This is a genomic window from Collinsella ihumii, from assembly GCF_900046475.1.
Lineage (GTDB): Bacteria > Actinomycetota > Coriobacteriia > Coriobacteriales > Coriobacteriaceae > Collinsella > Collinsella ihumii.
Window position 1 is genome coordinate 1 of sequence record NZ_FCOU01000006.1, and the last position, 24617, is coordinate 24617.

Annotated in this window: 22 protein-coding genes; 19 read left to right on the forward strand and 3 right to left on the reverse strand. The window is 64.0% G+C overall.

What is annotated here, in order from left to right:
- Positions 1 to 375 (reverse strand): hypothetical protein (locus BN3789_RS13175; protein WP_222704300.1); only part of this gene is annotated, 375 nt, incomplete at its 3' end.
- A gap of 282 nt (positions 376 to 657) precedes the next feature.
- Between BN3789_RS13175 and rpsF the strand changes: the two genes are divergently transcribed.
- From rpsF to BN3789_RS04915, 14 genes are all read left to right on the forward strand, one after another.
- Entirely contained in the window at positions 658 to 951 is a 294-nt protein-coding gene (gene rpsF, locus BN3789_RS04850; RefSeq protein ID WP_066831107.1) for a 30S ribosomal protein S6, read from the forward strand.
- A gap of 59 nt (positions 952 to 1010) precedes the next feature.
- Positions 1011 to 1493 carry a single-stranded DNA-binding protein gene (locus tag BN3789_RS04855; protein ID WP_066831109.1) on the forward strand — a complete coding sequence of 161 codons (483 nt, stop codon included), beginning with the start codon at positions 1011 to 1013 and terminating at the stop codon, positions 1491 to 1493.
- A 71-nt stretch (positions 1494 to 1564) separates the two neighbouring features.
- The gene (gene rpsR / locus BN3789_RS04860; protein WP_066831111.1) at positions 1565 to 1831 is read left to right on the forward strand and encodes a 30S ribosomal protein S18; all 267 of its coding nucleotides are present in this window, start codon (positions 1565 to 1567) and stop codon (positions 1829 to 1831) included.
- A 22-nt stretch (positions 1832 to 1853) separates the two neighbouring features.
- Positions 1854 to 2837 (forward strand): DUF2232 domain-containing protein, encoded by a 984-nt coding sequence (locus tag BN3789_RS04865; RefSeq protein ID WP_066831114.1) that lies wholly within the window; start codon positions 1854 to 1856, stop codon positions 2835 to 2837.
- Between the two features lie 41 nt (positions 2838 to 2878).
- Positions 2879 to 3394 carry a 50S ribosomal protein L9 gene (gene rplI / locus BN3789_RS04870; protein ID WP_066831117.1) on the forward strand — a complete coding sequence of 172 codons (516 nt, stop codon included), beginning with the start codon at positions 2879 to 2881 and terminating at the stop codon, positions 3392 to 3394.
- 654 nt (positions 3395 to 4048) lie between these two features.
- Positions 4049 to 5446, forward strand: a complete 1398-nt coding sequence (gene dnaB / locus BN3789_RS04875) for a replicative DNA helicase (protein WP_066831119.1) — start codon at positions 4049 to 4051, stop codon at positions 5444 to 5446.
- 262 nt (positions 5447 to 5708) lie between these two features.
- Complete coding sequence (locus BN3789_RS04880) at positions 5709 to 6995, forward strand: adenylosuccinate synthase (protein WP_066831122.1); 1287 nt, start codon at positions 5709 to 5711, stop codon at positions 6993 to 6995.
- A gap of 9 nt (positions 6996 to 7004) precedes the next feature.
- On the forward strand, positions 7005 to 7919 hold the full coding sequence (locus BN3789_RS04885; protein ID WP_066831125.1) for a DegV family protein: 915 nt from the start codon (positions 7005 to 7007) through the stop codon (positions 7917 to 7919).
- A gap of 204 nt (positions 7920 to 8123) precedes the next feature.
- Positions 8124 to 9422, forward strand: coding sequence for a phosphoribosylamine--glycine ligase (gene purD / locus BN3789_RS04890; protein ID WP_066831127.1), 1299 nt, complete (start codon positions 8124 to 8126; stop codon positions 9420 to 9422).
- A 285-nt stretch (positions 9423 to 9707) separates the two neighbouring features.
- Positions 9708 to 10346: an NUDIX domain-containing protein gene (locus BN3789_RS04895; protein WP_066831129.1), complete on the forward strand. Its 639-nt coding sequence runs from the start codon at positions 9708 to 9710 to the stop codon at positions 10344 to 10346.
- A 222-nt stretch (positions 10347 to 10568) separates the two neighbouring features.
- The gene (locus BN3789_RS04900) at positions 10569 to 12356 is read left to right on the forward strand and encodes an ABC transporter ATP-binding protein (RefSeq protein WP_079989100.1); all 1788 of its coding nucleotides are present in this window, start codon (positions 10569 to 10571) and stop codon (positions 12354 to 12356) included.
- A gap of 84 nt (positions 12357 to 12440) precedes the next feature.
- Positions 12441 to 13457, forward strand: coding sequence for a hypothetical protein (locus BN3789_RS04905; RefSeq protein WP_066831135.1), 1017 nt, complete (start codon positions 12441 to 12443; stop codon positions 13455 to 13457).
- Between the two features lie 105 nt (positions 13458 to 13562).
- Positions 13563 to 14648, forward strand: a complete 1086-nt coding sequence (locus BN3789_RS04910) for an HD-GYP domain-containing protein (protein WP_066831137.1) — start codon at positions 13563 to 13565, stop codon at positions 14646 to 14648.
- Positions 14649 to 14668: 20 nt separating this feature from the next.
- Positions 14669 to 15010 carry an Hpt domain-containing protein gene (locus tag BN3789_RS04915; RefSeq protein ID WP_066831139.1) on the forward strand — a complete coding sequence of 114 codons (342 nt, stop codon included), beginning with the start codon at positions 14669 to 14671 and terminating at the stop codon, positions 15008 to 15010.
- A 277-nt stretch (positions 15011 to 15287) separates the two neighbouring features.
- Here BN3789_RS04915 and BN3789_RS04920 read toward each other — a convergent pair whose 3' ends face one another.
- Positions 15288 to 16181: a bifunctional hydroxymethylpyrimidine kinase/phosphomethylpyrimidine kinase gene (locus tag BN3789_RS04920; RefSeq protein ID WP_066831142.1), complete on the reverse strand. Its 894-nt coding sequence runs from the start codon at positions 16179 to 16181 to the stop codon at positions 15288 to 15290.
- A gap of 410 nt (positions 16182 to 16591) precedes the next feature.
- Between BN3789_RS04920 and carA the strand changes: the two genes are divergently transcribed.
- The 5 genes from carA (at position 16592) to BN3789_RS04945 (ending at position 23730) form a co-directional block, all read left to right on the forward strand.
- Positions 16592 to 18010 carry a glutamine-hydrolyzing carbamoyl-phosphate synthase small subunit gene (gene carA, locus BN3789_RS04925; RefSeq protein ID WP_066831145.1) on the forward strand — a complete coding sequence of 473 codons (1419 nt, stop codon included), beginning with the start codon at positions 16592 to 16594 and terminating at the stop codon, positions 18008 to 18010.
- A 78-nt stretch (positions 18011 to 18088) separates the two neighbouring features.
- The gene (gene carB, locus BN3789_RS04930) at positions 18089 to 21379 is read left to right on the forward strand and encodes a carbamoyl-phosphate synthase large subunit (protein WP_066831148.1); all 3291 of its coding nucleotides are present in this window, start codon (positions 18089 to 18091) and stop codon (positions 21377 to 21379) included.
- A 206-nt stretch (positions 21380 to 21585) separates the two neighbouring features.
- Positions 21586 to 22059, forward strand: a complete 474-nt coding sequence (gene purE / locus BN3789_RS04935; protein ID WP_066831151.1) for a 5-(carboxyamino)imidazole ribonucleotide mutase — start codon at positions 21586 to 21588, stop codon at positions 22057 to 22059.
- A gap of 349 nt (positions 22060 to 22408) precedes the next feature.
- Complete coding sequence (locus BN3789_RS13465; RefSeq protein ID WP_411431521.1) at positions 22409 to 22483, forward strand: glutamine amidotransferase-related protein; 75 nt, start codon at positions 22409 to 22411, stop codon at positions 22481 to 22483.
- A 473-nt stretch (positions 22484 to 22956) separates the two neighbouring features.
- Positions 22957 to 23730 carry a class B sortase gene (locus BN3789_RS04945; RefSeq protein WP_229254205.1) on the forward strand — a complete coding sequence of 258 codons (774 nt, stop codon included), beginning with the start codon at positions 22957 to 22959 and terminating at the stop codon, positions 23728 to 23730.
- Positions 23731 to 23751: 21 nt separating this feature from the next.
- On the opposite strand, the gene BN3789_RS04950 is transcribed toward BN3789_RS04945, so the two are convergent.
- On the reverse strand, positions 23752 to 24582 hold the full coding sequence (locus BN3789_RS04950) for a MurR/RpiR family transcriptional regulator (protein ID WP_066831157.1): 831 nt from the start codon (positions 24580 to 24582) through the stop codon (positions 23752 to 23754).
- Positions 24583 to 24617: the final 35 nt, after the last annotated feature.

Here is a 24617-nt window from a genome sequence, read left to right on the forward strand (position 1 = left end):
GCTACGGCGGGCGCAAGTCTCTTTGATGCTTGCGCCGTTGATGCAATCGAGTATGACAAGCGCCTGTAGCTCGCCCATTCCATGCTCTTTGAGGAGCTTCAGCAATTGGTCATCGCCGGTTTCCGCCGCGGTGCAGCAGGTTCCCGACGAGCCGACGCCGGTCGTGCCGGCATCGCAGGCCGATAGCGCCCCCGATGTCGAGCCCGCATCCGAGCGCGGGCCGATCCTGCTCGGCCCCATCAGCACCGACGATGGGGATGACGACCGATAGCTTCTTCTCAGGCGCCGCCTTGCCGCGGCGCCTTTTTTCATGATGAAGAGGTGCTCGGAGCGGCAGGGCAACCCGTGCCCGCGCGCGGCGCGTGCGGGCATCATGCGGGCGCATCGGATATGTCATGGATGCGTTCGGCGTCCTGTTTGACGCCGTCATGGAGGCACAGGATTTCTGTCCGGGTGCCATGGCATGCTGGTGGAGCGCAGCGCGCCCGGTCCGCCGCATGTCACACGCAGCGATATGTGTGGAGGTCATGAGGTTGTACCTGCGGGAACGCACGGACACTTGAGGAAGCTGCCGGGTTGTTCTAAAGTAATCCGGTCTTTTCCTGCTCTGGGCGCACCTTCACGACCCGGAGCCTTATGTCCAGAGGAGGTGACAAAATGAAGGCTTATGAACTGCTGTTCTTCGTCGACCCCGCGCTCGATCCCGAGACCCGTCTCGCCGTGATGAAGCGTATCGATACCACGATTGCCGAGGGTAACGGTAAGGTCGACAACGTTGACGAGTGGGGCAAGCGCAAGCTCGCCTACGAGATCAACAAGCTCACCGAAGGTGATTACACCCTCATCAACTTCCACGCAGATCCCACCCAGATCGCCGAGCTCGACCGCGTGCTGCGCATCACCGATGCCGTGGTTCGTCACATGATCGTTCGTCGTGACGACATGGAGTAAGAATCGTCTGGAAGCCGGCGCGCCGCGAGGCGTGCCGAACAAGAGAGGTAGTGAGCCTGATGAGTATCAATCGAGTCAACATCTCCGGTAACCTCACCCGCGATCCCGAGCTGCGTGCCACGGCGAGTGGCACCCAGGTGCTCTCGTTTGGCGTGGCGGTCAACGACCGTCGCCGCAATCCGCAGACCGGCGATTGGGAGGACTACCCCAATTTCGTCGACTGCACGATGTTCGGAACGCGTGCCGAGGCCGTGAGTCGCTACCTCCAGAAGGGGTCGAAGGTCGCGATCGAGGGAAAGCTGCGCTACAGCTCGTGGGAGCGCGACGGTCAGCGTCGTAGCAAGCTCGAGGTCATCGTCGATGAAATCGAGTTCATGAGCCGTGGTCAGAACCAGGGTGGCTACAGCCAGGACGGCGGCAGCTCCTATGGTGGCGGCTACTCGGGCGGCTATGCCGCTCCCGCGGCCCAGCCGGCGCCCGCACCCGCACCGGTGCAGGCTCCCCCGGCGGTCGACGTCTACGATGAGGACATTCCGTTCTAGGACGGGATACACGTTGTAAGTGAGCGGCGCTGCGGCATGTGCCGGCGGCGCCAAATGAAAGGTATTTTGACATGGCTAATGATTATTCAGCACGTCAGCCGCGTCGTAAGTACTGCCAGTTCTGCAAGGAGAACACCGAGTACATCGATTACAAGGATACTCAGCTTCTCCGTAAGTACATGACCGACCGCGGCAAGATCAAGCCCCGTCGTGTCACTGGCGCTTGCACGCAGCACCAGCATGACATCGCGAACGCCATCAAGCGCGCTCGTGTGATGGCTCTCCTGCCCTACACCGTTCCCGTGGTTTCTTCCCGCGGCGAGCGCAACCGCGGCTAGGCGAGGGACGAGGATCTAGCTGATGCAGGACGGAAGCCAAGATCCGCAGCGGGGCGCCATGGTGCCCACGGATCCGGCCTCGCATGCAGTCGCGCCGTCGATTTTGCACGGCACGCTCATGTTGGTGCTCGGATGCATCGCCGCGATGTTCCTTCCGTTCGTTGGGGTCCTGCTCATCGCATACGGCATGCGTGAGCTGGCGGAGGCTAAGGGGTTGCGTGGACTTGCCCTCGCACTTGCACTGTGCGCCGGGCTCGTCCTCATCTCCTTGTTCTCCGACGTCAATGCCTCGATACTTCTGGCTCCCATGATGGTGAGCTGCTTGGGTGTCGTGTTTTGCATGTGGCGCGGCGCGACGGTCACCAACATATCGGTGGCGATCGCGATCGCGGCGCTTGCGAGCTTTGGCATTGATGCGGCGATCGCCGCGTCAAGCGGCGATTCGATCCACGATATCGCTACGTCCTACTTTGTCGACAGCCTTCGGGTGTCGGCAGGGTCGGACATCGAGGGTGACCTTCTGTTCCAGCAGATCGGTTACCTGATCGAAGCGATGTGGCCGTTCATGTATGTGAGCAGCGCTTCGCTCGATGCGCTGGTTGCGGGCATCGGGTCCTACCTGATGCACACGCGCAGCACCGGGCGTCCCAAGCGGCCGTCGCTGTCGAACTTCGATGCCCCCATGTGGAGCGTCGGGGTGCTTTCGATTGCGATCGTGTGCCTGGGAGCCTCGTTTACCGGCTTTGCCGAGGCGGGGATTTTGCGCACGATCAGCGCCACGGCACTGATGAGCATACGCATCATCTTCGCGTGCCAGGGATTCGGCGTGGTGAACGCCTGGATGTCTCGCAAGCGGATAGGATGCGCGACGAGGACCCTCAGCATCTTCTTTATCTTCTGGTCCGAGATGATGTTCTTTATCATGAGCATCGTCGGCCTGATCGATGTATGGGCGAACTTCCGCAAACTTCCGCGGGACGGCTCGTACATCCAGGAGCAACAGTAATTTCTGCGCCGTCATGAGCGGTGCGAACGCAAGGAGATCTCATGAAAGTCATTCTCTTGGGTGAGATCAAGGGCAAGGGTGGCGAGGGCGACGTCGTCGACGTCGCGCAGGGCTACGCCGAGAACTACCTCTTCCCGAAGAAGCTCGCCATTGCGGCTACCAAGGGCAACCTGAAGCAGCTCGATGAGCGCCGCAACAACATCGCTAAGCGCGAGGCCGTCCGTCTGGCCGACGCCAACGCGCTCAAGGACGCCATCGACGGCAAGTCCGTCACCGTCGACGCCAAGGTCGGCGACGAGGGCATCCTGTTCGGCTCCGTGACCAGCACCATGGTCGCTGACGCCATCAACGCCCAGCTGGGCGTCGAGATCGACCGCAAGCGCGTCGAGCTCGGTAAGCCCATCAAGGTCGCCGGCACTCACCCCGTCGTCGTTTCTCTGTATCGCGAGATCCGCGCTACCGTGAACGTGCTCGTGGGTGTCGAGGCGGAGGCCGAGGTCGAGCAGACCGAGGCTGCTGCCGAGGAGACCGTCGAGACCGAGGCCGCTGCCGAGTAGGCATCTGGCACCCGAAGTCTTCGGTAGGGGCTCGGACCTGTGTCCGGGCCCCTTTTTGCTGGGTCGATCGCGAGGGAATTCCAGGGAAACGCTGATCAATTCATTCCGCGCCGGGTGCCCCGCCACGGCGCCGCCCGGCACGAAAGCAATTGATCAGCGTTTCCCTAGAAAAAATCGCGATGAGGCTTGACAAGAAAACGAATGAAGAAATCCACAGGTCATACGTCATAAGCCTGTTGAAAACGCTGGAGCTGAAGACAAAAGTGGATACGTTCATGTGTTCGCATGCATACGCGCATGGGCCGATTATCAGGGCTTTGTATATTCACACCTCAACTACCTGCGGATTCAATAAATCTTCAAGTAAAGTCTCGATCAAAACGCGGCATCGCGCCCGTGGTTTGCGTATATTCGCTGGTAAACGCTGTGCTGTTGAAAACTCTCGTCAGATAGAGTGCAAAACTGTTGAAAACGTTGAAAGCCGTCGTTTTGCACCGTAACGAGCACGGAGATTTCAACAGGGCATGTTGAGGTCAGGTTTGGCCGATTTACCGCGCGCGCTGAGCCCCGTGCGCATACGCGCGATGCTTTACCATTGAGGTCCGAGCGGGCGCCGGATGGGCGCTGCATCGATGAGGTTGGAAAGGAGCGTGCATGGCACCGTCTTCCTCGGATTACTCGTGGTCGCCGTCGGGCGTGACCGATCGCGGCGCTCACAAGGGTCTGCCCAATAACGTGGAGGCTGAGGCCAACGTCTTGGCCGCCATGCTGCTGTCGGGCGAAGTCGTCGAAGAGGCGCTCGTCGAGCTGCTGCCGGACGACTTCTACCGTCCTGCGCACAAGACGCTGTTTCAGGCCATGCACGAGATGTATGACCGCAACCTCCCGATCGACGCCATCTCGCTGGTCGATTATCTCAAGTCCATTGACAAGCTTGAGGCGGTGGGCGGCGAGGCGTACATCCTCGAGCTGATGGGCCAGACGCTTTCGCTGGTCAACTGGCAACATCACGCCGGCATCGTGCGCCGTGATTCCATGCTGCGCGAGATCATCGGAGCTACCAACCAGATCAACGCGCTCGCCTACGATGCGCCCTCCGATACCAAGGAGGTCATCGAGCGCGCCGAGTCCATGCTGCTGTCGGTTACCTCCCGTGAGGTCCGCAGCTCATATAAGTCACTGACCGAGTTCATGATCGAGGCCTACAACGAGGCCGAGGAGGTCTGCGCGGCGGGCGGCGACGTGCACGGTGCGCCCACAGGCTACCCGAGCCTCGATCGCATGCTTATGGGCCTGCGCGAGGGCCAGCTCATCATCATCGGCGCGCGTCCTGCAGTGGGCAAGACGTCGTTCGCGTTGAACCTGGCGTTGAACGCTGCGTCCGAAGGCTATACCGTGGCGTTCTTCTCGCTCGAGATGTCCGGCAAGGAAATCGCGCAGCGCTTCATCTGCGCTCACGCCCAGATTAACATGTCGAACTTCCGTACCGGCCGCATCTCGCCGCAGGAGTGGGCAAACATCAACGAGGCGACGCAGGACCTGTCGCGCCTCGATATCCTGATCGACGACACGCCGGGCACCACGGTCACCGAGATCCGCGCGAAGGCGCGCCGTATGCTGCACAACAAGGAGAAGTGCGTCATCATCCTCGACTACCTGCAGCTCGTGAACCCGCCGGCGGGACGCCGCGCCGAGAACCGCGCCGTCGAGGTTTCCGAGATGAGCCGTGGACTCAAGATCATGGCCAAAGAGCTGGGCGTGCCGCTGATCGCGCTCTCGCAGCTCTCCCGTGCGGTCGAGTCGCGCACGGGCAAGCGCCCGCAGCTGTCCGACCTTCGTGAATCGGGCTCCATCGAGCAGGACGCCGACATCGTCATGTTCTTGGACCGCTCGAGCTCCGAGCAGGAGGCGGGCCGTGACGACCGCCCGCCCGAGGGCATCACGCGCATCATCGTGGCGAAGAACCGCTCGGGTCCGATTGGAGACGTGGACCTGGTCTTCCTTCCCGCATCTACGAAGTTCTACGAGCTCAACGAGCACGCAGAGGAGTAACGCAGGTTGCTCGCGCCGCGATAAGGCGCGGGCAACCTGCGTTTTCAGCGCTTGTACGGGCGCGCGGGACGAAGGACACGGCATGATTGCCGGCAAGGCGGTCGCATGTGCGATCGGGGCGCCGCGGTGCACCTTCGGCGGCCCAAACCATGATGGTTGCCGGAAATACCTCGACAAGAGCGTGCCGGTCCGGGTAAGGACCTATAATATTGATGTTTGAGTGCTTATATGGAGAAGCACAAGCTTTACGTAAGGAGACAACATGCCGTCGACAGTGTTGGTCGGAACCCAGTGGGGCGATGAGGGCAAGGGCAAGATCTGCGACCTGATCGCCGGGGATTTCGACTGCGTCGTTCGCTATCAGGGCGGTAACAACGCCGGCCACACGATCGTGGTGGGCGACCGTAAATATGGCCTGCACCAGGTTCCGTCGGGAATCATGTATCCAGAGTGCGTCTCGGTGATCGGCAACGGGTGCGTGGTGAATCCCAAGGTGCTGTTGGAAGAGATCGACATGTTCGAGAACGACGGCATCTCCACCGCCAACCTCAAGGTGTCGGGCAACGCGCACATCATCATGCCGTACCACATGGACCTGGACGGCGCCTACGAGCAGCTGCTGGGCGACCACAACATCGGTACCACCAAGCGCGGCATCGGCCCGTGCTATCAGGATAAGATGGCGCGCATCGGCCTGCGTATGCAGGACATGCTTGACGAGGCGGTCTTCCGCGAGAAGGTCGGCCGTGCGCTCGACCGCGTGAACCCGCAGCTGGAGAAGATCTTCGGCATGCCGACCTACACGGTCGACCAGATCTGCGACGAGTATCTGGGCTATGCCGAGCGCCTGCGTCCCTATATCTGCGAGAGCGGCCTTCTGCTCAACGGCATGGTCGAGGAGGGCAAGTCCATCCTGTTCGAGGGCGCCCAGGCGACGCTGCTCGATATCGACCACGGTACCTATCCGTATGTCACCTCCTCCAACTGCACCGCCGGCGGCGCCGTCACCGGTTCGGGCGTGGGAATGAAGAACATCGACCGCGTGCTCGGCATCATGAAGGCGTATATCACGCGCGTCGGTTCCGGCCCCATGCCCACCGAGCTTTCCTATGAGAGCGAGGCCGGCCACACCCTGACGGAGGATGGCTACGAGTACGGCGTCACGACCGGCCGCCGTCGTCGCTGCGGCTGGTTCGACGGCGTGATCGCCAACTACGCCGCGCGCGTCAACGGCCTGACCGACATCGCGCTCACCAAGCTCGACGTGCTTTCCGCCTTCGAGACCATCAAGGTCTGCGTTGCCTACGAGTGCGATGGCGTGCGCTACACGACCGTGCCCGAGCACGAGAGCGTCTTCGCCCGCGCGGTGCCGGTCTACGAGGAGCTGCCCGGTTGGAACTGCGACATCTCTGCGTGCCGCAGCTTCGACGAGCTACCCCAGGCCGCCCAGGATTACGTCGCCTATATCGAGAAGCTCGCGCACACCCGCGTGACCTTCGTGTCCGTCGGCCCGGATCGCGAGCAGACCATCAACCGCTTCTGGAATTAGGAGTCGGCCATGCGGAAGTTCGCCGTCGTTACGGACAGCGCGTCGGACATCAACCAGGAGGCGGCGCGCCGCCTCGGCATCCGGATCGTGCCCCTGCACATCGTTGCGGGCGGGCGCGATTACCGCGATGGTATGGATATCCAGATCGATGAGTACCTCGATCTGCTGGAGCAGCAGCAGGAGCTGCCGCAGACGTCCCAGCCTGCGCCCGCCGATTTCGTCGAGATCTACCGCGCACTGATCGAAGAGGGTTATACCGAGATCCTGTCGATCCATATCGCGCGCGAGCTGTCCTCGACCATCGAGACCCCGCGCTATCTGGCGCGGGAAGTGTTCAAGGATGTGCGCATCGAGGTCATCGACAGCTACGCTGCCACGGTGGGCGAGGGCGCCATGGTGCTCGAGGCGGCGGCGATTGCCGAGGCCGGCGGCACCATGGACGAGGCCATCGAGCGCGTGCTCGCCATCCGGGACACCTTCAAGATCCACTTCGTGCCCGACACGCTGGCCAATCTGGTCAAAGGCGGCCGCGCCACGCGCGCTCAGCACCTGGCGACCTCGATTCTGAACGTGAAGGTCGTCATCGCGCTGGGAGAGAAGGGCTGCATCGACGTCGCGCACAAGGCGAAGGGCATGCGCAACGCCGTGGTGTACATGGTGCGCCAGCTCGTCGAGCGTTCCAAGAATCTCGGAAAGCTCACGTACTACAAGCTGCATACGCGTTCGGAGCGTGGGCTCGAGCTGATCGACAAGGCGGTTTCGGGCGAGCTTGAGCTGAACGCCTCATGCGCGGGCATCGCGACGATCGGCCCGTGCATCGCCACGCATGTGGGCGAGCACGCGGTGGGGCTTCTGAGCTATCCCGCCGAGTTGCACAGCCCGCTGCTGGATGAGGTCGATATGTTCTACAACGTCGCCTGCTAGCTGAGGCGATGAGCGGGGTTTGCGATCCACGGGTGGGGCCGCAAGCCGCATGTGGCGGAATCTCGGCGGGTGCGCGCGGGCGCGGGCACACCGCCGATATCGATTTGATTGCGCTGAAGACGTCGGGTGCAAGGGGCAAGCCGCCAGCTCCGCCCGACGATCGCTGCGGATGATGGCCTTGGGGCCGGATTGGGAGGATACATCATGACGACCAACACCATCGACATCCTGCTTTTGGGCAGCGGCGGCCGCGAGCACGCGCTTGCCAAGAAGCTGTCCGAGTCCGCCCGGTGCGGCAAGCTGTACATCGCGCCGGGTAACGGCGGCACGGTCGCGGTCGGCGAGAACGTCTCGCTTGATGAGAATGATCCGGACGCCGTCGCCGACTTTGCCCGCGAGACGGGCTGCGGCCTTGTGGTGATCGGCCCCGAGGCCCCGCTCGTGGCGGGCGTCGCCGACGCGGTGCGCGCGGCGGGCATCCCGTGTTTTGGCCCCGGTGCGGCGGGCGCCCAGATGGAGGGCTCCAAGCTGTTCTCCAAGCAGGTCATGGGTCGTGCCGGCGTGCCCACGGCGGCCTACGGCTCCTTCACCGATGAGGAGAGCGCGCTTGCGTACGTGCGCGAGCAGGGCGCTCCGCTCGTCGTGAAGGCTGACGGCCTGGCGGCTGGAAAGGGTGTTGTAGTGGCTACCGAGCTCGAGCAGGCCGAAGAGGCCGTGCACGAGTGCTTCGCCGGCGTGTTCGGCGAGGCCGGTTCGACGGTGGTCATCGAGGAGATGCTCACGGGTCCCGAGTGCTCGCTTCTGGCGTTCACGGACGGCAAGACCGTGCGTCCCATGGCGACGTCTCAGGATCACAAGCGCGCCCTCGAGGGCGATCTGGGCCCCAACACCGGCGGCATGGGCGTTTACAGCCCCGTGCCCATCGTGACTCCCGAGGAGCACGCCGAGATGGAGCGCATCATGGATGCTGTCGTGGCGGAGCTTGCCGACGAGGGTATCGATTACCGTGGATGCCTGTACGGCGGCTTCATGCTGACGCCTACGGGCCCCAAGGTGCTCGAGTTCAACGCGCGCTTCGGTGATCCCGAGACGCAGGTCATCCTGCCCCGCCTGAAGAACGATCTGGTCGACGTGATGCTGGCCTGCGCCAACCAGACGCTGGACGCCGTCGAGCTCGATTGGCGAGACGAATACGCCGTGTCCGTGGTCCTCACGAGCGCGGGCTACCCCGGCTCGTATGAGAAGGGCAAAGTCATCACGGGCATCGAGGATGCCGAGGCCATGGAGAACGTGACGGTGTATCACGCCGGCACGCGCGTGGACGAGGATGGACAGGTGCTCACCAACGGTGGTCGCGTGCTCAACGTGACGGCGCTCGCGCCCACGTTCGAGGCCGCGCGCGATCTCGCCTACGAGGCCTGCGAGAAGATCGACTTCGAGGGCAAGACGCTTCGCCACGATATCGGCCTGCGCGCCCTGCGCGGTCGTGACGCCTGGGCATAACAGTCGCTAGGGACGAATACAAACGGCTGATGCCGGCCGGTCGGGATGATTCCCGGCCGGCCGGTTATTTTGTGCCGGACTCCTATCGAGCCCATCACACTGTTTGCTTCACCCCACTTCAACCTCACTTTTACCTCAAGTGAGGTTGAAGTGAGGTGAAGGCGAGGCTGCCCCGCATCTGGGGGTCAAGCTCGAGATATCTCGTGCTCCTTTTGTCCAGGACTCATAATGGCCTGATGGTCGCTACAATAAGCATCGCACATGACCACACGTAAGGGAGCAACTATGGAAGAGCAGGATTTGAATACCCAAGAGACTGCCGACGACGCTGCCGAAGAGGAATACGTCCCTGCGCTCGTGCTCGGCGACGACGATGAGCGTGATCCCGGTCTGCACGAGAAGATCCTGTCCGAGGAGCTTGCGTGGTCCGGCAAGATCTTCGATGTCAACACGCTGCAGGTGCAGCTGCCGAACGGCCATACGTCCCGTCGCGACATCGTGCGCCATCATGGGGCGGCCGCCATCGTGGCGCTTACCGAGTCGGGCAAGATCGCGCTCGTGCGCCAGTACCGCACCGCGCTCGATCGCGTGACGGTCGAGCTGCCTGCCGGCAAGCTCGATCCGGGCGAGGATCCGCTCGAGTGCGCCAAGCGCGAGCTGCACGAGGAGACCGGGTTTATCGCCCACAACATGCGCTATCTGACCACCATGGCCTCTTCCTGCGGTTTTTCCGACGAGCTTGTCCACATCTTCATGGCGACCCAGCTCGAGTTCGACCAGGCGTGCCCTGATGAGGACGAGTTCCTGAACGTCGACCTGGTGCCGCTCAACGAGCTGATCGATGCCGTGCTCGACGGCAAGATCCAGGATTCCAAGACCATCGTCGGTGCGCTCGCCTGCGACGCCATCGCCCATCGTCTGTAGCATTTCAAGCGACCGTCCCGTCGCTTCGCCGTGGGGCGGATGCAGATGGCAGATTCGCCATGTCGTCGCAATCGGAGGCGGCATCGCAACACCTGCCATCTGCATCCGCCCCCGATGATCGGTGCCGCGCTGCGACGGTTCGACCGACGGGAAAGCGACCCCGTCCCAAAAGTACCAAAACGCATCATGTGAGGAGAAGAGTTGTCTAGCAAGCAACCGAGCATGTTCCGCCGGTTCGTCGCCTATTACGGGCCGCAAAAGCACCTGTTCATCGCCGATACGGTCTGCGCGCTCGTGCTCGCAGGGATCGATCTGGCGTTCCCCGTCATCTTGCGCGGTCTCACCGGCGGCCTGTTCACGGAGGGTCCGGAGGCCATTATGGGCTCCCTTGCGTTTGTGGCCACCGGCCTGATCGCCATGTATCTCGTGCGCACCGCATGCAAGTACTTCGTGTCCGCCCAGGGCCACATCATGGGCGCGCGCATGGAGTCCAAGATGCGCGAGGACCTGTTCGACCAGTATGAGCGCTTCTGCTTCTCCTACTTTGACCGCGTGAACTCCGGCGACATGATGAGCCGCGTGGTCAACGACCTGTTCGATATCTGCGAAGGCGCCCATCATCTGCCCGAATGGATCATCATCTGCGGCATCGAGATCATCGGCGCGTTCGTGATCCTGTTCACCATCGCACCCGTGCTCGCCGGCGTCATGGCGCTCATCACGGCGGTGTTCGTGGCCATCATGGTCCGCCAGAACCTGCATATGCGCGCCGTGTTCGCCGACAACCGCCGCAAGATCTCCGATGTCAACTCGCAGCTGCAGGACTCGCTGTCCGGCATCCGTGTCGTCAAGTCGTTCGCGAACGAGGGCACCGAGCGCGCCAAGTTCCGCCGCTCCAACGAGGCGTATCTGGGCTCCAAGGTGGCCCAGTACCACGTGATGGGCAACTACCAGGCCACGAGCGCCCTCATGACCGGCGCGCTGTACACCACTATCGTGGTGCTCGGCGGCTACCTCATTGCCACGGGCAATATGTCCGCGGTCGATCTGGCGACGTTCGCGCTGTACATCAGCCTGTTCGCCACGCCCATCGAGACGCTTGTCAACTCCACCGAGACGTTCCAGAAGGCCATCGCCGGTTTCAAGCGTATGGACGAGGTGCTCGCAACCATGCCCGACATCGTTGACGCGCCGGATGCCCGTCCGCTTGAGGTGCGCGACGGCGCCATCGAGTACCGCGACGTCTGCTTCTCGTACAAAGACGTCGAGCTGGGCGACCGCGACCCGCAGCGTCCCGTCATCGACCACCTCACGCTCTCCATCCGTCCGGGCGAGACGATCGCGCTGGTGGGGCCGTCGGGTGGCGGCAAGTCCACCACCTGCTCGCTGCTGCCGCGCTTCTACGATATCGATGCCGGCTCCATCACCATCGATGGACAGGACGTTCGCGACGTCACGCAGGAGAGCCTGCGTCGCGCCATCGGCCTCGTGCAGCAGGATGTATACCTGTTCGACGGCTCCATCCGCGAGAACATCGCCTATGGTCGACCGGATGCGACCGACGAGGAAATCGAGGAGGCGGCGCGCCGCGCGAACATCCACGACTTCATCTGCTCGCTGCCCGACGGCTACGACACGGTGGTCGGCGAGCGCGGCAGCCGTCTGTCCGGCGGCCAGAAGCAGCGCGTTGCCATCGCCCGCGTGTTCCTCAAGGATCCTGCGATCCTCATTCTGGACGAGGCCACGAGCGCGCTCGACAACGAGAGCGAGGAGGCCGTGCAGGAGTCGCTTGAGCGGCTGGCGCAGGATCGTACGACGATCATCATCGCCCACCGCCTGTCGACCATCAAAAACGCCGACGAGATCGCCACGGTGGAACGTGGTCGGGTCGTGGAGCGCGGCACACATGAGGAGCTTCTCGCGCGCGGGGGCACGTATGCCCGTTACTATCGGATGCAGTTCGAGGGCGTGCGCGCCAAAGACGTGCCGTCTGCGGATCCCGCGTTGTAAGGAAAGCGCCGCCGCGTGCGTCGCATTGATATGGAGAGAGACTGCGGGGGTTTATGGCCCCCGCGCTACGTTTGAGGGTGCGCTATGGCAAAAAGACCACCTCTGACCGCGGACGAAGCGACCGAGCTCTTCTCAGAGCTTGATGATTCCGGCGTTGTCGACCCCATGCGCGCCCGCGACGCGTCCCGCCGCCGTGCCGTGCGCGACAAGGCGCGCGAGGAGGGCGGGGCCGAGGCGGTCAACAAGCTCGAGTCCGACCATCGGCGCAGCCGCCGAGCGCGTCAGGCTCAGGTGGACCCGCTCTCTGCCGACGACCCCTCGGGCTCCAAGGTCGGGCAGACCATCACGCGCACTGCGCTCATCTGCATCATCGGCGTGCTCGTGTTCGTCGTGGGCATGCAGGTCGTCTACGGCGTGAACCGCCGCCTCAACACCGCGAACCTGTCCGATCGCGCCAACGTGGAGACGGTCGAGCACGCTATGGAGAGCGGTGTGGAATGGGGTAACGGCTTCACGCAGTTCCCCGAGGAGTTCACGGTCGACGAGGCCAGCGAGCAGTCCGGCATAGTCGAGGTGTCGGTCGTCGACACGACGTCCAAAAACGAGCTCGAGCTTCTGTCCAACTCGCAGATCCAAGCCGCGGCATTGGCCACGAACGCCCTTTTGAACAACAAGATCAACCGCGTGGTCTACAACGTGTACGTGCGCGTGGACGAGAGCGGCAACTTCGTGCACGACAGCTTCTTCGGGTTCTTGAAGAGCGACGGCACGCGTCGCGCCATGCTGACGTTCATCTGGACCAAGGAGGTCACCGCCGGCACCAGCAACATCGACTGGCAGCTGCGCATCGTCGGTATGGACGAGGAGACGGCCGGCAAGATCCAGGAACAGGTCAACTCCGTGTCATCGCTTGCCGAAAGCACCGAGGTCACGCAGGACGATATCGACGAAGAGCAGCGCGAGCAGAACATGGAGCAGAACCTGCACGGCTCCGAGGTCTTCTCCGGCGGCTCTCCCGAGAAGAGCCCCTCCGACGTCTTGCCGGCGCCCGATGCCGCGACAGACGGGGCGGCGGACGCCTCGGCTGAGGATGCCGCGTAGGGACGCGCGAACGAACAGCTAGAATAGAGTGTACGAACGCATGCGCCTGGCTCTGCTTGCCTGCCGCCGGGCGCCGTCCGCTGTACGGGAAGTGCGAGGTGGGACATGGACGCTGGGGCGCACAGCCAGGGTCGCGTGCTGATCGTCGACGACGAGCAGATCAACCGCTTGATCTTGGAAAACCTGTTCGTCGGCATATACGACGTCGATGAGGCGGTGGATGGTCAGGAGGCGCTCGACAAGATCACCGCGGAGCCCGAGGGCTACGTGGCCGTGCTGCTTGACGTCGTCATGCCGCGGCTTGACGGCATCGAGGTGCTGCGCCGCCTGGCTCCAACGGGCTACCTGCAGCGCGTCCCTGTGTTTCTCATCACTGCCGAGCGCGGCGACGCGGTCATGGAGGAGGCGTACCGCCTGGGAGTCATGGACTTCATCGGCAAGCCCATCGTGCCCTATGCGGTGATCCGACGCGTGCAGTCGGTGGTCGAGTTGTTCGAGGCGCGCAAGCGTCTGTCGATGACCGTCGAGGACCAGCGCTTGCAGCTGCTTGAGCGTGCGGCGCGTATCATCGAGCTCAACCGCGGCATGATCGAGTCCCTGTCGGCGGCCATCGAGTTTCGCGATGGCGAGAGCGGCGACCACGTGCGCCGCATCCACGACATCACCAAGATGGTGCTTGAATGCACCCGATTGGGCGACGGCCTCACCGCTGAGGACATCGACGACATCGCGCTCGCCTCGATCATGCACGATGTCGGCAAGATCGCCATCCCCGACGCCATCCTCTGCAAGCCCGGCAGGCTGACGGCAGAGGAGTTCGAGGTCATGAAGTCGCATACGGTTCGCGGTGCCGAGCTGCTGGAGCGCATCCCCCAGATGCGCAGCATGGGCGCGTACCGGTATGCCATCGACATCGCGCGCCATCATCACGAGCGCTGGGACGGGCGCGGGTACCCCGACGGCCTGGTCGGCGACCAGATCAGCATCTGGGCGCAGGTCGTGAGCCTGGCCGACGTGTACGACGCGCTGATGAGCAAGCGCGTCTACAAGGACGCGTTCCCGCGCGAGGAGGCGCTCGCCATGATTCGCGACGGGGCGTGCGGCGTGTTCAACCCGGAGCTTCTGGACTGTTTCTTTGCGGTCGAGCCGCGCATCAACGAGCTGCACGACCGCTCGGTGGCGACGCGCTGAGCGCGGGGAGGGGATATACGATGAACAAGGATGCCCTGGTGGCTGCCGGCATGGATGTCGACGGTGCGCTCGCTCGCCTGATGGGCAGCGAGGCCCTGCTCGAGCGGTTGCTCGGCACGTTTGCGGCGGACGGTAACATGGCAAAGCTCGAGGCTGCCCAGGCCGATGGGGATGCCGACGCTGCGCTCGAGGCAGCCCACGCGCTCAAGGGGGTGTGCGGCAATCTTTCCATGACGACCCTGTTCGATTTGTCGTCGCGTGCGTGCGACCTGTTCCGATCGGGGGACACCGCCGGCGCGTTTGCCCTTGTGCCCCAGATGCGCGATGCCTACGCGGCCATGATGAACGCCATCAAGGCGTGATGCCCTGCTGACGCGGCCTGCCTGTAAGGTTCAGGAAGGTATCTGGTAAGGTCGCGAGGGATTTTCTCAATTCGATTGCGTGCGTCCGCGGCTCGGCTGGTACGTTGAGCCTATGGATACCGTTGACCTGTGCGGAAGATCTGCCTTTCGCTACCACCGAATCCCTCCCGTCCTGAGGCCACACATACAGGACGCGCCCGATTTTTCTATAGACATAAAGATAGGGGTGTAATGCCGGGAAATCCGGCATTACACCCCTATCTGAGTGCAGGATGCGCTATTTCAGCAGGTCGCTGACGCGTCCGAGCATGGTCTCGAACGAGACGCCGCGGTCGCGGAACTGCGGCTGCTGCGAAGACACGAGCATGGCGTCGTGGACGAAGTCGCCGGCAAAGACGACGGATTCCTTGAGCGTGCGGCCCGCCATGACGGCGGCGAGCAGGCACGAGCAGTACAGGTCGCCCGTCCCGTGCAGCATGTAGGGAAGCAGCTCGTTGCCGACTTCGAAAAATGCGCCGCCCTCGGTTCCGACGAAATTGCGGATCTTACCGTCCTCGCGCTGGATACCCTTGAGCACCACGGTGCGGGTTCCCTTGGCGAGCAGCCCGTCGACCAGGCGATGCGCCTGCTCGTCGGAGATGTTCTCACCGGCCCAATCATCGCCGATGGGCTCGCCCAGGATGATGGCGGCCTCGGTCAGGTTGGGCGTCAGGATGTCGGCGCCATCGGCGAGGTCTGCCATCGCCGCGCACAGCTCGGGCGTATAGGTGGGGTAGACCTTGCCGTGGTCCGCCATGACGGGGTCGACCACGCGCAGCGCGTTCGGATACATGGCATACAGGTCGCGAATGCGGTCGACCTGCTCGGGCGCGCCGAGGAAGCCAGAGTATACGGCGTCGATGTCGACCCCGATGTTCTTCCAAGCCTGCAGGTAGTCGCTCAGCATCTCGGTGGTGTCATGCATGTACCAGCCGGGAAAAGCCGTGTGCGACGAGAACAGCGATGTCGGAACGGGGCACACGTCGCAGCCTGCTGCGGAGAGCACGGGGATGGCGACCCCGAGCGAGCACTTTCCGTAGCCGCACATGTCGTGCACGGCGGCGACGCGCGGGATGTAGGCCCCTTCGCGCTGGTAAAGGGGCTGATCTGGGCTGGTGATTTCGTTGGACATGGATATTCCTTCTTTCTTCCGCGGACTTATGGACCAGCGTACGTGAGACCACCATAGCGCTCTTGCGCGGTGGCGGTCATGTCGTTCGGCAAAGTTCACATATCGGTGCGAAAGGAGACGTGCTCCGGTCGGGGGTGATAAAAACTTCCATGCATCAGGTAATCAATAAGAAATAATTATCCAAAATGGGCAGCTCGAAGGGCATGGATTATCCGGAGAAGGGTAATAAAAGACCCCTATTTCATCGCGGAACCTTCACGCATGAAACGAAATTTCTGCATATTATTGCCAAAAATGCTCGTATCGATGAATAAAAAATCACCGTCAACCTACATCTGATAAAAAGAGCCTACAATACGCGCAGGCATTCAACCTTTAAAGCGGTACGGAGAGACCGAGAAGGAGAGCAGATGGAGTGCAACATCGCCGCGGGCATCGAGACCCGCAAGGCCGCGCCCAGCAATCTGGCACAACGCATCATCGCGCAAACAAGCAAAGGCTATCACGGTCCCGCAATCCTCATGCTGGAGGATGGGACCGTTTTTTATGGCCGTGCGTGCGGCGCATCCGGTACGGCAACGGGGGAGGTGTGCTTCAACACGTCGCTCGAGGGGTATTTCGAGGTCCTGACCGATCCCTCGTATGCCGGTCAGATCGTGACCATGACCTATCCCCAGATCGGTAACTACGGCATCGACCCGGCAGACGTCCAGAGCGCATACCCGGGTTCGCCCGAGCGGGGCGCGTCGACGCCCGCGCTGCGAGGCATGGTCGTGCACGATATGTGCCCGACGCCGTCGAATTGGCGCAGCGCCATCAGCCTGCCGGAGTACCTCAAGCGCACGGGCATCGTGGCGATCGAGGGCGTGGACACCCGCGCGCTCGTGCGCCATCTGCGCGACAACGGCGCCCAGAAGGGCATCATCTCCACGGAGGTCTTTGCGCTGGCCGAACTTGCCCAGCTGCTCGAGCAGGCCCCGTCGCTTGTGGGGGAGAACCTCGTGCGCACCGTGAGCTGCGACGAGCCGCATCCCTATACCGCCGCTGACCTGCCGGCCAATCACGCCTTCGCATCCGCGCCCGCACCCGAGCAGGCGCACTACCGCGTTGTCGCCTACGATTGCGGCATCAAGCGCGGCATCCTCGAGGGGCTCGTGCGCGTCGGCTGCGAGCTGACCGTGGTGCCGTGGGACACGCCTGCCGAGGACGTGCTGGCCAAGCATCCCGATGGCGTGTTTTTGTCTAACGGGCCCGGAGACCCGGATGCCGTGGAGGAGACCTACTCCCAGGTCGAGAAGCTGATCGGCAAGGTTCCGCTGTTCGGTATCTGCCTCGGCCATCAGATGATCAGCCTCGCGTGCGGCGCCGAGATGGAGAAGCTCAAGTTCGGCCACCGCGGCGGCAACCAGCCGGTGATGAACCTCATCTCGCATCGCGTCGAGATCACGGCGCAGAACCATGGTTTCGGCCTGGTGTTCCCCAGCCTCGGCGCGCTCGTGCCCGAGCTCTCCGGCGGCGTATCCGAGCATCCCGCCGATGGCGACCTGCGCTTCTGGGTCGAGCGCGGCGTCGCGCCGGTCGTGGAGAACGAGCGCTTCGGCCGCATCCGGCTCACCCACGTGAATCTCAACGACGGCACCGCGGAGGGCATCCAGCTGCTCGACCAGCCCGCCTTCTCGGTCCAGTACCATCCCGAGGCGGCCCCCGGCCCCACCGATGCGCATTACCTGTTCACGGCGTTCACGCGCCTCATGGACGGTGATGCCGACTACCTGAACATCGATATCGCAAAAGACCGCCTTGCCGGCTGGGTCTTCGCGACCGAGTAGCCGGTCGATCGGGGGCCGACGTGCAGCGTCGGCCCCTCGCCGAATGTTGATGCAAAACGGGATAGAGAAGAGATAAAGATGCCCAAACGTACTGATATCAAGCGCATCCTGGTAATCGGGTCCGGCCCGATCGTGATCGGCCAGGCATGCGAGTTCGATTATTCGGGTGCCCAGGCCTGCAAAGTCCTCAAAGAAGAGGGCTACGAGGTCGTGCTGGTCAATTCGAACCCCGCGACGATCATGACCGATCCGGGACTGGCGGACCGCACCTACGTGGAGCCGATCACCGCCGAGTTCGTCGAGAAGGTCATCGCCCGCGAGCACCCCGACGCGCTGCTGCCCACCCTCGGCGGCCAGACCGGCCTTAACGCCGCGGTCGAGCTCGCCAAGAACGGCACCCTCGACAAGTACGGCGTCGAGATGATCGGCTGCGATCTGGACGCCATCGAGCGCGGCGAGGACCGCAAGCTGTTCAACGAGGCCATGGCCGAGATCGGGCTCGAGGTCGCGCGCTCCGGCTACGCGTATTCGGTCGAGGATGCCCTCGACATCGTGGCGCGCGTGGGCTACCCCTGCGTGCTGCGTCCGAGCTACACCCTGGGCGGAGCCGGCGGCGGCATCGCTCACACCGAGGCCGAGCTCATCGAGATCGTCTCCCAGGGCCTGGAGCTCAGCCCCGCCCACGAGGTCCTCGTCGAGGAATCGATCGAGGGCTGGAAGGAATACGAGATGGAGGTCATGCGCGACCGCGCCGGCAACGGCATCATCGTGTGCTCCATCGAGAACTTCGACCCCATGGGTGTGCATACCGGCGACTCCATCACGGTCGCCCCGGCCCAGACGCTGTCCGATCTCGAGTACCAGCGCATGCGTACCGCCTCGCTCGCCATCCTGGAGAAGGTCGGCGTGGAGACCGGCGGATCGAACGTCCAGTTCGCCGTCAACCCCAGCAACGGCCGCCTCATCGTCATCGAGATGAACCCGCGCGTGTCCCGCTCCTCGGCGCTCGCCTCCAAGGCGACCGGCTTCCCCATCGCCAAGGCCGCCGCGCGCCTGGCCGTCGGCTACACGCTCGACGAGATCGTGAACGACATTACGCGCGCCACGCCGGCATGCTTCGAGCCGTCGATCGACTACTGCGTGGTCAAGGTACCCCGCTTCGCCTTCGAGAAGTTCAAGGGCACCGACACGACGCTCTCCACCCGCATGAAGGCCGTGGGCGAGATCATGGCGATCGGCCGCACGTTCGAGGAGAGCTTCGGCAAGGCCATGCGCTCGCTCGAAGACGGCCGCGTGGGCCTGTTCTCGGCCAAGGACGATCTTGATCGCCTGCCTGAGGACGACCTGCTCGAGGGCGTGCGCACCCCGACCGAGAGCCGCATCCATTACGTGGTCGAGGCCCTGCGCCGCGGCTGGTCAGTCGAGCGCGTGCACGAGGTGTGCGGCATCGACCCGTGGTTCCTCGGTCGTCTGAAGGACATGGTCTGCGTCCGCGAGGCGGTCCGCGGCATGCGCGTGGAGGATATCGACGCCGACACCATGCGCCTGCTCAAGCAGTACGGCGCGAGCGACGCCGAGATCGCCCTGCTCACCGGGAGCGACGAGCGCTTCGTGCGCGCCTACCGCAAGGGCCTGGGCGTGACGCCGTCCATGAAGACGGTCGACACGTGCGCCGCCGAGTTCCAGAGCGCCACGGAGTATCACTACAAGACCTATGAGGCACCCATGCGCGCCGGCCTCGACGAGCGCCGTCGCGTCGCCCCCGACGAGGTCACGCCGTGCGCCAAGCCCAAGGCGATGATCCTGGGAGCCGGTCCCAACCGTATCGGCCAGGGTATCGAGTTCGACTACTGCTGCGTGCACGCGAGCTACGCGCTGGCGAGCCGCGGCTACGAGACCATCATGGTCAACTGCAATCCGGAGACCGTGTCGACCGACTACGATACGTCCGACCGCCTGTATTTCGAGCCCCTGACGTACGAAGACGTGATGGACATCGTCGACGTCGAGCGTCCCGACGGCGTCGTGGTGACGCTCGGCGGCCAGACCCCTCTGAAGCTTGCGCGCATGTTGACCGAGTCGGGCGTCCACGTGATGGGCACCCAGCCCGAGGCCATCGACCTGGCCGAGGACCGCGAGCGCTTCAGCGCCCTGCTCGATAACCTGGGCATCATGTACCCGCCGGCCGGCATGGCGACCTCGTTCGAGGAGGCCGAGGCGGTCGCTGCGCGCATCGGCTATCCGCTGCTCGTGCGCCCCTCGTACGTGCTTGGCGGCCGCGGCATGATGATCGCCTACGATGCGGATCATCTGCGCGACTACATGGCCGAGGCCGCGCGCGTGAGCCCCGATTACCCGGTGTATCTCGACCGCTTCCTCGAGGGTGCGATCGAGTCCGATGTCGACGCGCTGTGCGATGGCGAGGAGGTCTACATCGGGGGCATCCTGGAGCACATCGAGGAGGCCGGTATCCATTCCGGCGACTCGGCGACGTGCATCCCTCCGTTCTCGTTCTCCGAAAGCCTGGTCGAGAAGCTGCGCGACACGACGCGCCGCATCGCGCTGGCGCTCGGCGTGCGCGGTCTCGTGAATGTGCAGTACGCCATCCGCGGCGAAACCGTCTACGTTATCGAGGCGAATCCCCGCGCGAGCCGCACGGTCCCGTTCATCTCCAAAGCCACCGGCGTGCCGCTTGCGAAGGCCGCGGCGTGCATCATGTCGGGCGAGAAGATCGCCGACCTGCGCCTTCCCGCCGATGATCGTCGACTCGACTGGTTCTGCATGAAGGAGGCCGTCATGCCCTGGGGCCGCTTCCCGGGCGCCGACGTGATCTTGGGGCCGGAGATGAAGTCCACCGGCGAGGTCATGGGCATCGCCAAGAGCTATCCGGAGGCCTACGCCAAGTCCCAGCTGGCGATCAGCTACGAGCTGCCCACGCCGGATAAGGGCAAGGTGTTCATCTCCGTCAACGACCGCGACAAGCGCCACATCCTGGCCGTCGCGCGCATCTTCCACTATCTGGGCTTCGAGATCTGCTCCACGGAGGGCACGGCGCGCGTGCTTGCCGGCGGCAACGTCAAGTGCGAGGTCGTGGAGAAGATCAGCGGGCCTCATCCCAACATCGGCGACATGATCGCCAACGGTGAGATTGCGCTGATCGTCAACACGCCGTACGGCCAGGGCGCGCGCGGCGACGGATACCGGGTCCGCACCGAGGCCGTGCGCCGCGGCGTGACCTGCGTGACGGCGCTTTCCGGTGCGAACGCGTTCGTGGCCGCCATCGAGGCGGTGCAGCAGGCACGTCAAGGCGGCGAGGGTTCCGGCATGGAGGTCATCGCCCTGCAGGACCTACCGCAGTACGAGGTGTAGGGAACCGCCGATCAGCCCATCCATGCAAATTGGGGACGCACCTTCTTCGTGCACGTTTGCATGAAGAAGGTGCGTCCCCTTCATGCATGGGCGCGCAGTGGGGACGGGTGGTTCCTACGACGGCGCGGGCGGGTATACTGAAGGCGTTTGTAGTCAAGGGACGGGCGCTTCGTGCCCGCCGCCGCTCTCGCATTGGAGGCCGCAACATGGCAGATTCCACCGAAAAGACCCCGCTCGTCGGCATCATCATGGGCTCTAAGTCCGACCTTCCCACCATGGAGGGATGCACCGCCGAGCTTGAGCGCCTGGGCGTTCCGTACGAGCTCGTGATCGCGAGCGCGCACCGCACGCCCGACAAGGTGCACGAGTGGGCCGAGACCGCGGCCGACCGCGGCATCAAGGTCATCGTCGCCGCCGCCGGCAAGGCCGCGCACCTCGGCGGCGTCGTGGCGGCCTTCACGCCGCTGCCGGTCATCGGCGTTCCCATGAAGACGAGCGACCTGGGCGGCCTCGACTCGCTGCTGTCGATGGTCCAGATGCCCTCGGGCGTGCCGGTGGCCTGCGTGGCTATCAACGGCGCCAAGAACGCAGCGATTTACGCCACGCAGATTCTCGGCGCGACGATGCCCGAGTACCGCGCAGTCGTGGAGAACCTTAAGCGCGAGATGGCGGAGGCGTAGCAAGCGCGCGTAGAGCGCGGATGCGAAGCGAGGAGGCGGGACAGATGGCTGCGGACGAGACCCGGAACAACCATGCGACATCGCCGGCACACGGAGCGGGGGACAACCCTGCCGCCGCTTCCGGGCTGCGCACGCGGATGGTTCCCGCCGGCACGCACTTCGCGCCGGCCTCCCCGCATGCTCCCCAAAAGGAGGCCCCGCATGGCGCCGGGCGCCCCGCGGGCAAGCGGTTTGCGGCGCCCGCGCGTGAATCTGCGCTCGAGGAGCATGTCGAGCGCCCCGCTGGCAAGCGTTTCGCTCCCGCAAGGCCCGCTGGCGACGCCCCCATTCCCTTATACACCCCTAGCTGATCGGCAAGGTTCCGCTGTTCGGTATCTGCCTCGGCCATCAGATGATCAGCCCCTATCGCCGCCCCGCGCTGTAGCCCTCCAAGTACGACCACCGCCACAGCTGTTGAGGTCGGGCGGTGGCTGGGGGGTGCGCGGGGTGGTGCGGGTGGTGGGCATGGTCGAATGGACTGACTGCACGATGGTGTTCACCGTGTAGTAGATCGTGCGGATGTCTGTTATACACATCTGGATGTGGAGAAGAGGTGGGGAGAAGACCCATGTGCACACTGCGATCGCCGCGCAGCAGACCGCGTCGCTTCCCGGTGAGGCGTTCGCCGGGCTGTCCGAGGAGTCGGCGCGCGCTGCCGCCCTTGAAAGCCTCGGCGCCCCGGTCGCCCCTTCGCAAAACGCGGCCGCTTCTGGCCCTCGGCCCGCCCCTGAGGCCCCGAGGCCCGCTTCGCGCCCGGCGACGCCTCGAGCGTCAAGGCCCGCCGCGCGCCCGGCGCCCTCTTCCGCACGCCAAGCCGCTTCCGCAAAAGATGAGCCGTCCCAGCATGCAGGAGCGACCGTGCGCCGCAAGCGCAGGGTTCCCGTGCTGGCGATCATCTTGATCGCGATCGGCGTCGTGCTCCTGTTCGTTGCGGGCGGCCTGTTCCTTGCGACCCAGATGCGTTACCATCAGGCACAGGAATCCTACGAGGAGCTGGAGAGCTATACCGTCGAGTCCGACATGGGCGACGGCGTCCCGAGCGTCGATTTCGATGCGCTGTCGGCCATCAACTCCGACATCGTGGGATGGATCTACATCCCGGGCACTCCGGTCAACTATCCGGTCGTTCAGACCGACGACAACACCACGTACCTCAAGCAGCTGTTCGACGGCACCCCGAACGACTCGGGCGCGATTTTCATGGACATGGCCAACACCCCTCCGGGGATGTACGATCAGCAGACCACGCTGTACGGCCACCATACCTACGACGGCACGATGTTCCAGGTCGTCGACAACTCGACTGACCAGGCGGAGTTCGACAAGATCCAAACCGCCTACTACATCACCCGGAGCGCCACGTTCGTCATGACGCCGCTGCTCACCGCGCAGGTCGAGGACACCTATATCCAGGCGCGCCAGCCGAACTTCCTGGGCGAGGGCGAGTCGCTCACCGCGTATCTCGAGGACATGCTCGCGCAGGCAAAGGCGCAGGCTCCCGATGCCGCCGAGCGAATCGAGGACGCCGAGCAGGTCATGAGCCTCGTCACCTGCGCCGGCGAGATCATCCCGCGCACCACGCGCGCCGTGATGGTGCTTTCGGTTGACCAGATCGTCGCCCACGGCGTATAGCGCCGCGGCGCGCGGTGGCCGTTATCGCGGCAGCGTGCTCTCATAGGCCCGCTTGAGCGCACGGAGGCGTTCGAGCTCGTCGGTCGCGCTGCCGTCCAGCTGCGCGGCAACCGCCACGACGAGGGCGTCCACCAGCGCGACGGCGCCCGCCATCGAATGGTACTCAAGCGGCTCCCCGCGATATGCGACAAGCTCGATGTCGGGCTCCGCCCCGGCTCCGTGCAGCGCGCGGCTCGTAAACAGGATGGACGTGGCCCCGACGGAGCGCGCCTGCTCGATGGCGATCCTGCTCTCCTCGGGCAGGCGCTGAAAGCCGAACGTCACGAGGACGCTGTCTTTGTCCATATGCACCAATCCCTCGAAGAGCTCAGAGCCGGCGGGCGGCACGACGACCACGCGCTTGGAGAAACGCGACAGGCGAAAACGGAGAAGCTCGGCGCAGCAGGACGCGGCGCCCTTGCCGTGAATCAGGACGAGCGAGGCGCCGGCGAGCGTGCGTGCCGCTTGCGTGAACGCCTCCTCGTCGATGCGCTCGGCCGTGATGCCCAGGTAGGACTGCTGGCGCTCCAAAAAGGCCCGAGGCGACGTCGGGCCGTCCTCGATGCTCGCGGCGATCTTCTCCGCCGGGCCGAGGGTGCTTGCCGCAACGGTCGCCTTGAGCTCCTTGAAATCGCGAAACCCCGCATGGCGGGCGAAGCGCGAGACGGTGGCGTCCGATACGCCAAGGCGCGCTGCGAGCTGCTGGATCGGCATGACCAAAAACTCGGTCGGGTTGGACGTGATGAAGTCGATGATGGTGTGCTCCGCCTGCGTGTAGGCCACGCCCTGTTTGAACAGCGAAATCGGCATCATGCGGGCACCCTCCTCGGGGTCGTGCGCGAATATCT